The 13,734-nt window shown below is 47.8% G+C and carries 13 protein-coding genes; 4 read left to right on the forward strand and 9 right to left on the reverse strand.

The window, feature by feature from the left end:
- The first annotated feature begins 238 nt into the window (after positions 1 to 238).
- Positions 239 to 1,147, forward strand: coding sequence for a YihY/virulence factor BrkB family protein (locus ACSHX2_RS02435; RefSeq protein ID WP_435690226.1), 909 nt, complete (start codon positions 239 to 241; stop codon positions 1,145 to 1,147).
- On the opposite strand, the gene proB is transcribed toward ACSHX2_RS02435, so the two are convergent.
- The 9 genes from proB to ACSHX2_RS02480 form a co-directional block, all read right to left on the reverse strand.
- Complete coding sequence (gene proB, locus ACSHX2_RS02440) at positions 1,107 to 1,859, reverse strand: glutamate 5-kinase (RefSeq protein WP_435690228.1); 753 nt, start codon at positions 1,857 to 1,859, stop codon at positions 1,107 to 1,109. The genes ACSHX2_RS02435 and proB overlap by 41 nt on opposite strands.
- A complete protein-coding gene (locus ACSHX2_RS02445) occupies positions 1,856 to 3,562 on the reverse strand; it encodes a putative manganese-dependent inorganic diphosphatase (protein ID WP_435690230.1) in 1,707 nt (568 codons plus the stop codon). The genes proB and ACSHX2_RS02445 overlap by 4 nt, the downstream gene beginning before the upstream one ends.
- A 62-nt stretch (positions 3,563 to 3,624) precedes the next feature.
- Positions 3,625 to 4,134, reverse strand: coding sequence for a class I SAM-dependent methyltransferase (locus ACSHX2_RS02450; protein WP_435690232.1), 510 nt, complete (start codon positions 4,132 to 4,134; stop codon positions 3,625 to 3,627).
- A gap of 98 nt (positions 4,135 to 4,232) precedes the next feature.
- Positions 4,233 to 5,186: a hypothetical protein gene (locus tag ACSHX2_RS02455; RefSeq protein WP_435690233.1), complete on the reverse strand. Its 954-nt coding sequence runs from the start codon at positions 5,184 to 5,186 to the stop codon at positions 4,233 to 4,235.
- A gap of 24 nt (positions 5,187 to 5,210) precedes the next feature.
- Positions 5,211 to 5,396 (reverse strand): hypothetical protein, encoded by a 186-nt coding sequence (locus ACSHX2_RS02460; RefSeq protein ID WP_435690235.1) that lies wholly within the window; start codon positions 5,394 to 5,396, stop codon positions 5,211 to 5,213.
- Positions 5,397 to 5,474: 78 nt separating this feature from the next.
- Positions 5,475 to 7,172: an ABC transporter permease gene (locus ACSHX2_RS02465; RefSeq protein ID WP_435690237.1), complete on the reverse strand. Its 1,698-nt coding sequence runs from the start codon at positions 7,170 to 7,172 to the stop codon at positions 5,475 to 5,477.
- On the reverse strand, positions 7,162 to 8,667 hold the full coding sequence (locus ACSHX2_RS02470) for an ABC transporter substrate-binding protein (RefSeq protein ID WP_435690239.1): 1,506 nt from the start codon (positions 8,665 to 8,667) through the stop codon (positions 7,162 to 7,164). The genes ACSHX2_RS02465 and ACSHX2_RS02470 overlap by 11 nt, the downstream gene beginning before the upstream one ends.
- A 6-nt stretch (positions 8,668 to 8,673) precedes the next feature.
- A complete protein-coding gene (locus tag ACSHX2_RS02475) occupies positions 8,674 to 9,765 on the reverse strand; it encodes an ABC transporter ATP-binding protein (protein WP_435690241.1) in 1,092 nt (363 codons plus the stop codon).
- Between the two features lie 72 nt (positions 9,766 to 9,837).
- Positions 9,838 to 10,269: a deoxycytidylate deaminase gene (locus ACSHX2_RS02480; protein WP_435690242.1), complete on the reverse strand. Its 432-nt coding sequence runs from the start codon at positions 10,267 to 10,269 to the stop codon at positions 9,838 to 9,840.
- Between the two features lie 129 nt (positions 10,270 to 10,398).
- Between ACSHX2_RS02480 and ACSHX2_RS02485 the strand changes: the two genes are divergently transcribed.
- The 3 genes from ACSHX2_RS02485 (at position 10,399) to ACSHX2_RS02495 (ending at position 13,717) form a co-directional block, all read left to right on the forward strand.
- The gene (locus ACSHX2_RS02485; RefSeq protein ID WP_435690244.1) at positions 10,399 to 11,235 is read left to right on the forward strand and encodes a metallophosphoesterase; all 837 of its coding nucleotides are present in this window, start codon (positions 10,399 to 10,401) and stop codon (positions 11,233 to 11,235) included.
- Between the two features lie 174 nt (positions 11,236 to 11,409).
- The gene (gene gap / locus ACSHX2_RS02490; protein WP_435690838.1) at positions 11,410 to 12,414 is read left to right on the forward strand and encodes a type I glyceraldehyde-3-phosphate dehydrogenase; all 1,005 of its coding nucleotides are present in this window, start codon (positions 11,410 to 11,412) and stop codon (positions 12,412 to 12,414) included.
- 103 nt (positions 12,415 to 12,517) lie between these two features.
- Positions 12,518 to 13,717 carry a phosphoglycerate kinase gene (locus ACSHX2_RS02495; RefSeq protein ID WP_435690246.1) on the forward strand — a complete coding sequence of 400 codons (1,200 nt, stop codon included), beginning with the start codon at positions 12,518 to 12,520 and terminating at the stop codon, positions 13,715 to 13,717.
- The last annotated feature ends 17 nt before the right edge of the window (positions 13,718 to 13,734 follow it).

The following is a 13,734-nucleotide window of genomic DNA, read 5'->3' on the forward strand; positions in this document are numbered from 1 at the left end:
TGAGGCGGGGCGCAATCTACATATTCCAGAGCTCCACGCAAGTCCTTTCGACACTTTTCTGTCACTTTCTTTTCACCTCTTCTCGCAAGGCACTGAAAACACAATGATTCAGTCATTATCTTTTTAAATAATTTCGTTCTAGATGAACATAAACGAAGTGACTGAGAGCCTGATTCAGTCTAAGGGTTTACGAAAATTTAAGCATTTCGCCTTAAATTTGATCTGTTAGTATCAGTTCATGACTCCAGTTTGGGACATTTTACAAACGTGGTGCAAGCGCCTCACGACTGCAGGTTACTATTGGTGGACTCGCAAGCATGCCAACGAAGCTGCTGCTTTAGCATTTTACTCCCTATTTTCGTTGATACCGATGCTGCTGATTGGGCTTTTCGTCGCTTCTTGGCTAGTCGGCAAAGATACAGCTACAGCAAGTCTACTACAGCAAACAAATAACATGACCGGCTTCAGCACTAGCGATTACCTAACTCACGCTCTCGCTGGTGACTTAAAATGGGTAGATAGTAAATACCCCCCGCTTATTGGTGGACTCATCTTGGCATTTTCCGCGACAAAAGTAGTCAGCGAACTAAGGCGCGCTCTTAGCAACATTTTCGGCAATCCTGAGTACACAAAAAAGAGACAAGCGGCACTCTCTCTATTAATTGGTCGAGCGCTCTCACTAGCGGTCATCTTAGCACTCGGCCTAGTGATCGCCAGCACCGTTGTAATTGAGTCTATCCTTCAACACCTTTCACAGCTGTTGACGGACATCCCCTACCTCAAACTAGCAGTGCAATACATCGGACCATTAACAACTCTTATAGGAACAACATTTTTGGGAACAGTCGTCATGCGCTGGCTCCCCAAGCGCCCCCCCAAATTACGTGAAGCATTTAAAGGAGCATTAGTATGCTCAGCCCTACTCGTCATCTTAAAATACGGGCTGATTATTTTCCTTAAGCATACTAACATCACTAATGTCTTTGGTGGAGCCCTCACCTTAGTACTACTCCTACTTTGGATCTATTTTGTCATGCAGGTCATTCTCTACAGCGCTGAATTCACAGCTATATTAGAAAGAGAAAGACAACAGAAGCTCGATGCTACTATGGATGAAAACGAGTACAAAGCCCCGTCCCCTGTGTAATATTGAGCAATCGCTCAGGATGCTTACCGTGCGCGATCACTGTTGGAATACCTGAATCAAGCGCCACTTGGACAGCCTTAAGCTTGGAAGCCATTCCTCCAATGGAAAACTTGCCTTTATCTGTACGGATAAAACCTAAGACATCGTCAAGGTTTTCAACATCGCTGATCACCTCATCTGAATTAGGAGCATAAAGGCCATCGATATTAGAGAGTAAAATCAATTGAGACGCGCCGATTACTCCAGCGACTCTCGCTGACAGCATATCATTATCCCCCATACTAATTTCCTCCACAGCCACCGAATCATTCTCATTAATGATTGGAATCACATGAGAGCATTCAGCTAAACGGTTTAAAGTGTCCTCAACACGACCTAAACGCGATGGGTCACGGAAGTCATCAGCAGTTAAAAGTAGTTGAGCCACATTTAACTCAAAATTATTAAAGAGACTCTCGTAAGCATGCATAAGGCGAGTCTGCCCTACTGCAGCACACGCCTGTCGAGTACGCACATCAGAGGGATAGTCACTAAGACCTAACTGTGAAATACCAGCGCCGACAGCACCGCTCGACACAAGAACACAAGAAACACCGGACGTCACTAGATCAGCCACAGCTGTCACTAGACGAGTCAGAGCTGCACGATCTAACAACCCGTCACTCTCACGTGTGAGAACTCCAGTTCCTATCTTAATGACTACTTTATTCATACGGTTTCTAATGAAGTTGCAGCGGCTTCATGAATAGCAGTGGCAACCGCTGGGAAGATCTGCTTTTTACGACTCACTACACCAGCCGCATCAAAAATATTAGATCCACAAGATTCGAAAGGTAAGGCATCAATAATGTGCTGTTCACCCACAGCTAACACCTTACTAAAATGCTTTGTGATATCAGTCACAGCTAACAGAGCTAGATCGAAACCTTTTTGCTCCAAAAGTTCTTGAAGACCTTCTTTAATTTCAAGCGCACGATCATCAAAAGTAGCGAGATCCATTTCTTCCACCTGAGAAATACTTACAAATTTGCCACCTTCTTTGAACTCTTTGCGATCAGTTCCGATCAGCTCTACAACACTACCTTTAAGTAGGAGGGAGCCAGAAGCAAAAAAGTCATGTGTAAACTGAGTCGCATCAATACCTGCAATATCACTCAACCAGGCCAAGATTTGGCGATCTAAGTCAGTGGTCGTTGGAGAAGTAAGATTCAGCGTATCGGAAATCAAACCCGCACATAGGCACATCGCTACCCCCTTAGACAATTCAGTTCCAAGCTGCTGAAACTTGCGTGCCACCAAAGTACAAGATGATCCCACTGGCTCGTTTAGAAAGCGGATCGGCTCACGCGACATGATGTCTCCACCTAGTCTATGGTGATCGATCACCTCAACTATGTTAGCTTCTTCTATACCTTTAACAGCTTGAGCGAATTCATTGTGATCCACCAACACCAACTTTGTAGAAGGCGGGTCGACTAATGCCGATTTGCGGAATACTCCCACAAGTTTACGAGAACCTTTAACGATAACAGGGAACAGATCTTGCGGAGCAGCGCTAAGACGCTTGCGCATATCAGAAACTGCATCATCTGCATTCACACAAAGAAAGTCATCACCTAGTGCATTCTTGACCGAACGTGAACAACGAACGAGCTGCACTGTTGTTGCTGTGTCGTACTTTGAACAAATCACTGCGACACCTTTCTCCTTCGCAGCTGCTACTAAAGAATCAGAAACACCGAAACCACCTGTTACAATAAGGACACGAACTCCACTGCGGATAGCCGCAGCATGAATATCCTCTCTGTCCCCACAGATGACAACCTGCTTATTTGCCAAGCCCTTTTTCTCTGAGGCTTCAATGCTTTCGATGACTGAATTTGGACTAGAGGCACCGACAAACATAACAAGTTCCTCTTCCTCAGCACTCAAGTCACCAGCCACTGATTGGCCTCGTAAAGTTTCCATGATCCGCTGTAACGAAGCATTAACGGACTTCACACCAGCGCGAGTTTCGATCGCAACAGGCATGAGAAGCTGCATCAAATCAGTAAATCGTAAAATTCCACGAATCTCACCATTCGAGCTCACCACTGGGATCGACTTTACTTCAGACTTCTGCATTGCCAAATACACTGAGAAGAACGTGTCATCCTCAGAAACAGAAACATAGTCCTTATCACAAATCAGTTCAGCAGTGGTACGGACATCAGTCACCAATTCAGGAGCCTCCATACCAGCTTGCTCTAACACCCATGCCACACGTGACGGAACATCTCCACAGCGGATCGCTACAGCATCTACGCTTTCTGCTTTCCTAAGATATTCAGCTTGGCCGATAGCTGCACAAATTGCATCAGTATCTGGATTAAGGTGTCCAATAACATACGTGGGGTGTTGGCTGTTCAGAGTCATGTGTAAATTGAATTTAGGGCGTTAAGCTCATCAGATTTTAAGCGCATTGCAATAGCGAGTTACTAGATCTTCCAAATCTGGGAATAGATCCACCCCTTATTCCATGATTCTTCGCAGCTTAGCTCCGCTCCATTCTCAAAAAAAGGTGTGTCATCCTTTCTAACTTCCCACATCGGATGTTTTACTAACACGTAAAAGAACCACTGCATAAGCCACATAAGTACTTGAGAGACTCTATCCACAGGCCTACTAAAGTCGCTTACCACGATCTCCCCCTTAGCCACCACTTTTCCAACAAGCGCTTCTATGACTCGACTCCGGGAACTCGGCTCGAATGCATCTAGAACAAAATGAGCTACAATGAGATCATATGCACCTCCCCTCCAGTCTTCGATAGAACTCTGACACCAACTCACACGAGAGTCACTAGACACCCTCTTCTTTGCTAAAACGAGCATAGCCCCACTAGGCTCTACATAGTCGATATCAACATCTCCGAGGCGCCCTAACATTCCCTCTAAAAACCTCCCATCACCTCCACCGACCAGAAGCACCTTTGCATTAGGCTGCAAGCAAACATGACCTAAACACCAAGCTCGAACGCACTCTAATTTCCTACCAAAAATAAGACGCTCCAATGCGCAATAAAATCTAGCAGATTTTGAATAATCTATGCCAGCCACAACAGCAATGGAGCAGGAATAATCAGCGCCAAATCAGCCAACACCCGCAATGCATCCAAGGAAAAACGCGAGCGCTTACGATTGATGAATTGCAATAAAGCTCCTGAAACCATTACTGCATAACACAGAGGAGCACTATAATCATCTACCCAAAAAGCAGCGGCTAGGACACTCCCAACAATGAGAGTCATTAAGCCCACAGCCAAAGACAATTCACTCTCTTGCTTCACCAGCACATCGTCAGAACGCCTCGAGCGCTCCCATAAGTCGATTGCGTTTATATTCATCACGCAAAGCAAAGCGAACAAAAGCACGTGCACGGACAACAAGACTTGATGGAGGCTGGTAAGCACCATCCCAATGAATTGCGTTAAAGAGTCAAAAAAAGCAGTCACATAGCCCCCATTTCCAGCAGCTCTATAAAATGGCTCTATCACGTCTGAAATGACGATTGGCAGTGGTTGAGAAGCTACGGCAATCGGAGCAGCCACACCAAACGCAAATGTCATGCCAGCTACAAAATTTTTCCAATATGCTACATCTCCCTTATCAAAGACTGAGACCAAGCAATAAATTGCGACAAGAAAGCCGCCAACAATGCCAATGGTCAACAAATCCATTGAGAGGATAAACAGTGAGGCGTAGCCACAATAGGCCACAACCAAAGCAACCAAGGACAGTAGCACCCAACGGCTCTGCCAATGAAAACGATGCCTCCACGGCATCTCACCCTCTAAGGGGTGCTTTCCGCGTTTAACATCGCGGATCCTATCTAAAACGTACACACACCAGACTGCACCAGCAAGAACGGCATAGGAAGATGACTCTACATACTGAACTCGCATTGCACGAGCCAGCATCCACATCCAGACTAGCGCTACCAGAGGAGCGTCGAGGCTCAACAGGTTTGGAAGCATCCAGGCTGGAGGGCGCTTAGTCATAAAAAGGTCCTCCGAGAGGAGAATTTAATGAGTAGCGGTCTCCTCTTGCTTATGGTCATGACCTTCGTGGCCATGATCAGCATTATCACTATGACCATGGTCATCATGTGATTCATAGAGTTGCTTGGTTTTGTCCCAGTCGTGCTTCTCACAGGAGGAAAGCCCCACGAAAACAGCGACTACGCTTACGCTTAAAATAAAAGATTTCATTACGGCGAAAATCCATAGCCCGTATCCAACGGAAATCAAGCCATCAATCTGCAAATCCCCTCAACAAGCCAGTTAGCGTTAGAATCTAAAGAGGTTTCCGCCTCTGCGACCGACCAAGACAAACGCGCCTGCGATTGCCACGCCAAGGAAAATCATTGCCCAGACTCCGAGCGCTGAAGCAATTTCATGACCATCACCCAAGGTACTCAACAATGCATAAATCGCTTTTGTTACTGGGTAGTGTTCGGCTTGCTGTGCGAGAATCAAACTATCTGAGACCTCAAGCATTGCGAAAGCAAAGGCCAAAATAGCCCCCGCGATCAAGCTTGACCCAATGAGCGGTAGCCCAATACGCCAGAATGCTCGGGCAGGAGAAGCACCCACAGTGAGCGCGGCCTCCTCTAGCTGCACATTACTTTGCTCCAAGCCTGACACTGCAGCACGCACCACAAATGGCAGACGCCTCACGCCATAGGCTACTATCAGTAATATCGCTGGATTCCCATTTGGCCCCACTAAAAAGCTAAATATGCCACCACTCTCACTCAGCGAAAGGTAGCCAAAAGCCAAGACCAAGCCAGGCACGGCTAAAGGCAACATCATTAGCGCATCCAAAATACTGCGGCCCCACAGTTTACTCCGCACCACAACCCAGGCAATACCAACTCCCAGCACAACATCTAACAAAGTCGCACCTGAAGCGTACAACAGGCTATTTTTTATAGATCCCACCACCAATGGATGACTCAACCCCTCACCATAGTGAGCTAAGGTTAAGGATTCCGGCAATATAGTGCCGTACCAATCAGTTGATACTGATAAAAAGAGCACTCCAAAATGAGGAATGCAGGCGATCGAGAAAACTGCCAAAAACCCAAAGGAAACACCCCATCCCTTAAGCCCATCTAACTTCTTCTCAGTGACACTACCCTTAGGTTTGGTAGCATTCGTAAGTTTATTACGACCGAGTAAGAGCTTAGAAAAGGAAAAAACAACCAGTGAAATAGTAAGCATTATCGCGACCAACGCATAGGGGATTGGATTATTCCCTAACTCCATTATTCCATCAAAAATCTGCACTGGAGCCACACGGTTATAATCAAACACCAGCGGGACTCCCAGTTCCGTGAATGCCCATATAAAGACAATCGCTGCTCCTGCGAAAATACCTGGCATGCACAGCGGCAGAGTAATCCGCTTAAACCTCTTCCAGGGTGAAGCTCCCAGATTTTGAGCCGCTTGCTCCATTGCTGGATCCAGATTCCCCAGAGCAGCGAGAATGTTAATATAGAGGATCGGGTACAAATGCAGAGCATTCATCATTACCACACCTAAGAATTTCCACTCGCCTAACCAATCAAACGGCTGCGCCGCAGACATCATGCCTAGATCGATTAATAAGGCATTGAGAGCACCCTCCACCCCTAGAATTTGCCGAACCCCTACAGCTCCGACAAAAGGAGGGAGAACTAGCGGTGCTAGCACCAGAATACTCAGCCATTTCTTCCCAGGAAAGGCCCAACGGTAAGAAGCTAATGCCAATGGTAGCGCGACCAAGAAGGTAATAACGGTACTCACCACACCGAGCGCGAACGCATTCCATAGACCTTCTAGGTATATTGGGTTAGAAAACACCGCCCATATGTAGTCGATGGAGAATTTCCCGTTTTCATCCAGAAATGCCTGCGTCAAGACATCACCTACAGGAATCAAAAAGAAGACCCCAAAGAATAAAACTACGCCCAATGTAATCAGAGCTGCACGACTATTTTTCATTACTCACTCCCCCCTCTAAATCCCTAGTTTCATTATACAATCTTCGAAAAACACCAGTCATACGTTTCAACATCTCCACCACTTCTAGCTTAGACTCGGAGCGCAGCTGCCCCTGGATTTCACCTCGAGCCTTATCGTAGGAAGCGTAGGAAACATCATTAAAATGCTCCACAGCCCTCTCAGGGAAATTATTCTCTGCAAGAGAAACCCAAGCAGCTTGCAGCTCTGCGTGAGCGTCAATACATATACTCTTGATGATGATCCGTAACGAATCAAAAACAGGGCCGGTAATCTCACCTTGGTACTCAAAGAGAGTTGTCTGAGCGTATAGATTTATCTGATCCTCAAAATCTCGCATATTTCCCTCGGTATACACAGATGGTCGCACTGGTAATCTTCTCAAGGTCCGGCGCTCTGGTCCCCCCGGAGTCCCCACTTTTTTATTCCACAGAACCTGCCCCTCCTCTGTTAATAAAAACTCAACAAAGCCTTGGGCAAGTGCTCTGTTAGGAGCTCCACGGAAAACCGCTACCGGATCGACTCCTATCGAAGTCCCGCCTTCTGGCGCTACCCATTGCAGCCGCGAACTCCCATCCGCTTTTTTCAATTTCTCATTGTAAGCTCTCCCATAGAAATCGATGCACATTCCAGCCACTGCATCGCCTTGCGATACATCGTGTGGGATTTTTGTAGCCGAATTCGTAAAGTAACGCGCATTGGCAGAAATTCTCTGGATAAGGTTTAAGCCCTGAGCCCAACCAGTACGTATTGCCCTGAGCCTCCGCATGCTCTCATCTTCCCCTGGAGCTTTGCTCGTGTTCGCCAGTGCCAATTGAATTTTCTGCTGCACTAACATTTCAAAAGCTCGAGCTACTGAACCACTCTTTACCGGGTCAGCTAGAGCTATCTCACCAAAATATTTCGGATCAGCTAGGTCATCCCAGCTCTTAGGCGGCTCCACGCCGATACGCTGTAGGCCGTCCACATTGTAACAAATCCCAAACTGCGCTAGGCACACACCTACCCAATATTTCTCATCATCATAAAATGTCTGTCCAGTATAGTTCTGCGGAATCCCCTGCTCACCCTCGAACCATGTTGGCTGCTTCTGAAAAACCTCTAACTCTTCAAACCGACCCGCTTGCGCCATTTTCTCAAAAATGAAATCGCCACCACCCCAAAACACATCAAGCCCAACACCTTCACCTTCAGCAGCGGCATCAAACTTGCGGTCTATCACCATCCGAATCTCTGAAGCACCTCCCGGTGTCCGCCAGTCGATATAAACATTCTTACCCGTCTTCTCTTGCCAATAGCTATCGAACGCACGTGCGAACTCACCTCGGATAGTCTCGTTATGAGGGGTGATAACCACTAACACTTCATCCGCTTTAGAACGACTGATAGCTTCTGGGCGCTGTAACAGCAATGGGGATATCGCCACTATCAGTAACAATCCCACCACCCAAAGACGTTTATTCCAGTACTTTTTCATCTCCTACTATGGCTTCAACATCACTACATCTTGCTGTCGAGCAGTCAACGCGATGCGCTCATTAGGCTCACGCAGTGTGCGTGGGTTAAGCTCGGAAACCTGCAAATAGTGCCCATCATCACTCTGCACCAGATACTGGATAGTAGCCCCTTGATAGACACGCTCCACCACTTCCCCATGGATCTGATTAATCATATCCCCACTTTCATCAAAACGTAAGGCCTCTGGGCGTATTGCAATAGCCACGTGATCATCAACCTCTGGCTTCCAACCAGGTTCAGTCACGAAGCCTTGGAAAATCTCACCCGCACGGGAAACGACACGCACCACATAGCCAACAGCATCATCGCGAACAATCCAGTCCACCTTACCACTGAGAAAGTTTACTTCTCCCATGAACTGAGCCACATGCTTACTGCGCGGAGCTCTATAAATTTCTTCTGGAGTGCCCACTTGAGCAATATGCCCGTCGCGCATGATAGCGATCTTATCAGCCACAGAAAGAGCCTCCTCTTGATCGTGAGTTACATAAACAGCAGTTAGCCCGAACTCTTTCACAATGCGGCGAATCTCCGTGCGCATTTCTAAGCGTAATTGGGCGTCTAGATTAGAAAGCGGTTCATCTAACAAAAGGCACTTTGGTCGAACTACTAATGCTCTCGCTAGTGCGACACGTTGCTGTTGTCCTCCTGAGAGAGAATCCACACGTCGGTCCTCGAATCCTTCCAGATGCACACCTTTCAGTGCTTCTACTGTGCGATCTACCAGTTCGTCACCATCTACACCGCGTTCCTCAAGACCGAATGCCACATTATCACCCACTGACATATGCGGCCATAATGCGTATGACTGAAACACCATCGCGGCTTCGCGCTTATGCGTCGGCACTTGCGTCACATCTCGATCACCAAAATAAATCGTGCCGTCATCGGGCTCTTCTAAACCTGCAATAGTCCTTAATAGCGTTGTTTTGCCACATCCGCTTGAGCCTAACAAAAAGAACAACTCACCCTCCCCTACATGGAGGTTCACATTATCTAACACTACAGCACCTTTGCTATAGCTTTTCTTTACCCCATCTATCTGAATTGCATCCATCGCTTCGAGCCCATAGTTTCCATATGCACCGGGGAATGCAAGTAGAGATCCCTACCAGTTACGTTATTACACCTATGGCTGCAAGGGGTATTCTGAGACTTGCTCTAATATAATACCGTAAACCTTCGCTATTTCGGGTGCATCTGACTTCTTGTAGACATCACGATAGTAAATCTCTTTCACCCCATAAGCGCACAAGGTTTGCATACATGCGGTACAGGGCATAGTCGTCGTCGCGATCACCTTCGCTTCCCCTCTTTTAAAAAGACTGCACAAGTTCACCTCAGCATGAAGCATGAATTTCTGGCGACCTTCACGGTCATCCCAGAAACCACTAGGAGCATCGAAACCTGGAGCCAAACCATTATAAGCAGTTCCTATTACCCGATTATCAAAATCGAGAGCCGCGGCACCCACCTTACGAAAAGGGTCTTCACTGCGTAAACTCGCGACATGCGCCAAAGCCATTGCGTATTGCGGAATAGAAAGTCGTTCGCTGCTCATACCTGCATAGAACATGGCACAGTGAAATCTCTCAATACTTTTCTGAGAGGCTGACCTAGCTTCTACTTCAAGCGCTCTTTTTCACATTGGCTTCACAACCTCTTCACTTTAGCATGAATACTAGCTGTAATGTTCACACGTAGGAAATCTCTCAAACTTCTTCTCGCCGCCGCGCCTATCGCAGCGTGCGCAAATGCATTCATCATTGAACCAAAAACCCTCAGCATCACTCGCCGAGACATCTGGCTCAAGTCATTACCGCCTGCGCTCGACGGATTCACTATCGCTCAGCTTACTGATTTCCACTTCAAGCCCGGGACTGATGACAAGCTCGTTGAAGATACCATCACTGCGGTGAACGCAGAAAATGTTGACCTCATCGCGCTCACTGGTGACTACGTCACAGACGAAAGTGAAGTACTCTATCCCTTATTAGATTATTTTAAGCAGCTCAAAGCGCAGCATGGAATTTTTGCTACTTTGGGAAACCATGATGGATGGAGCGCACCGAGAACCTTCTACAAACGCCGCTTCGAAAACGCAGGCATCCCCTTTTTGATCAATCAGAACACCAAGCTCGAGATAGGAAACTCCTCGCTCGTCATTGCAGGCACCGACTACGTCTGGGATGGATACCCAGATGCCCAACAAACACTCAAGGGCATTCATAAAGACGCCACCGTTCTAGCTCTGGTCCACGAGCCAGACTATTTTGATGATATGCGAGCCGTCAGAAGAATAGACCTCCAGCTTTCTGGTCACACTCACGGCGGCCAATGCCGTGTTCCCTTCATCGGCTACGCACCCGTCAAGGTGCGCTACGGCGAAAAGTATGTCTATGGCCATTTTGCAAAGGACAGCTCCCAGCTTTTCGTTTCACGCGGCATAGGAACATCCGGTCTCCGCGTTCGATTTGCCTGCCCTCCAGAGCTTGTGATACTCACCCTACGCAGCTCTAAAACATAGGACTGATTAACTTCTGAGCTACTGTGAAATCTATTCATTCACAGGACGCCGACCTTTCACCAAGGCTAGTATTGACGGATCATATTTCTCCTCCATAATCCGCGCGCACCTAGTGCAACTGAACAAAATAGCACCTCAGCCGAGGTGAAATTTCAGATTTCAACTCATAATACAATTATGGCCAATTACGCAATCAACGGTTTCGGACGCATCGGACGTAACGTCCTTCGCTCTCTAATAGAGAAAGGTGAACTTGAAAAAGTAGTCGCTATCAACGACCTCACTGACAACAAGACACTTGCTCACCTTCTTAAGTACGACTCTTCACAGGGCAAGCTCGATGCAGAAGTTTCTTTCGACGAGAAACACATCATCGTTAACGGTCATAAGATCGTAGCTCTCGCTCAGCGCGACCCAGCAGAACTTCCATGGAAAGAACTTTCTGTAGACGTAGTGCTCGAGTCCACAGGATTCTTCGCTTCACAAGCAGGTTCACAGAAGCACATCGACGCAGGCGCTAAGAAAGTTCTTATCTCCGCACCAGCTCCAGATCCAGATCTCATGATGTGTATCGGAATCAACGATGACAAATATGACGCAGCAACTCACCACATTGTTTCTAACGCGTCATGCACCACTAACTGCCTTGCACCAATGGTGAAGGTTCTCAACGATTCATTCGGTCTCGTACAAGGAATGATGGCTACCATCCACTCCTACACAAACGACCAGCGCATCCTTGACCTTCCACACAGTGACCTTCGTCGCTCACGTGCAGCAGCAGTGAACATCATTCCTACTTCTACCGGTGCTGCTAAAGCAATCGGCAAAGTAATTCCTGAACTCGCTGGTAAGCTCAACGGTAACTCCTACCGCGTACCAACTCCTACAGGTTCTATCACTGACTTCGTTTGTACTCTCGAGCGTGAAGTGACACTTGAAGAAGTAAACGCAGCATTCAAAGCAGCAGCAGAAGGCCCAATGAAAGGCATTCTCGCTTACACTGACGAACCAATCGTTCTTCAGGACATCGTTTCTGACCCACACAGCTCAATCTACGACTCAGGTTGTACCATCGTTGATGGCACAATGGTCAAGATGGCTTCATGGTACGACAACGAGTGGGGTTACTCCAACCGTGCAGCAGAAGGCTTAGCACTTCTCGCTACAGGTCTCTAGTCTATCATTCTTGATGGAAATCATTTCCAACAGGGGAGGCTCTAACAGGTCTCCCCTGTTTTCTTTACTTCACCACTATTCCTAACCGATAAATTTTCTAACTATGTCCAAACTAACCATCCGCGACATCGACGTGCAGGGCAAAGAAGTCCTCATGCGTGTGGACTTCAATGTCCCACTCAACGACGAACTTCAGATCACTGACGATACGCGTATCCTCGGCGCGCTTCCATCCATCAAGCACCTCCTCGAAGGCGGCGCAAAGCTCGTTCTCTGTTCCCACCTCGGCCGCCCGAAGGGTGAGCCACAGGAAAAGTACTCACTTCGTCCAGTAGCCAAGCGCCTTTCAGAGCACCTCGGAGCACCTGTTGCATTTGCTGACGACACAGTCGGTGAGCACGCAGCCACTCTTCGCTCCACTCTCGAAGCTGGCCACGCCATGGTTCTTGAGAACACACGCTTCGATAACCGCGAGACAGCAAATGACGCTGAGTTCGCAAAAGCACTCGCAGGAAATGCTGAGATCTTCGTAAACGACGCATTCGGCACAGCACACCGTGCGCACGCCTCCACCGAAGGAGTCACACACTTCGTCGAGAAATCCGCCTCTGGTTTCCTCATCGAAAAAGAACTCGAGTTCCTTCAGGTAAAACTCGAAAGCCCAGCGAAACCATTCCTCGCAATCATGGGTGGCGCTAAAGTTTCCGATAAGATTCAAGTCATCAAGTCCATGATGGACAAGGCTGACGAGTTCATCATCGGCGGCGCCATGGCATACACATTCCGTCTCGCTCAGGGCTACAAGGTTGGCGACTCACTCGTTGAGCCTGACTTCGTAGAACTCGCTAAAGAAATCCTCGAACAAGCGGAAGCAAAGGGAATAAAATTCCACCTTCCTGCTGACACGCGCATCACCCAAGAATTCAGCCCAACAGCTGAAACAAAAGTGACTGCTCCATACGCAGACGGCGGTGGCATAGAAGATGGCTGGGAAGGTATCGACATCGGCGATGTCGCTATCCCACAGTTCGAAGAAGTCGTTTCCCGTGCTGGCACCATCCTTTGGAACGGCCCAATGGGCGTGTTCGAAATGGACAACTTCGCAGCCGGCACTAAGGCGCTTACTGCAGCAGTAGCCAAGTCAGACGCTCTCACCATCGTTGGTGGTGGCGACTCAGTCACTGCGGCGAACAAGTTCGCTAACCCAGCCGACTTTAGCTTCCTCTCCACTGGTGGCGGAGCATCACTTGAGCTTCTCGAAGGCAAGACCCTTCCTGGTGTAGCAGCTCTCACAGACAAATAATTTTAATCTAACACATA

It is taken from the genome of Rubritalea sp., from assembly GCF_051252225.1.
Classification (GTDB): domain Bacteria; phylum Verrucomicrobiota; class Verrucomicrobiia; order Verrucomicrobiales; family Akkermansiaceae; genus Rubritalea.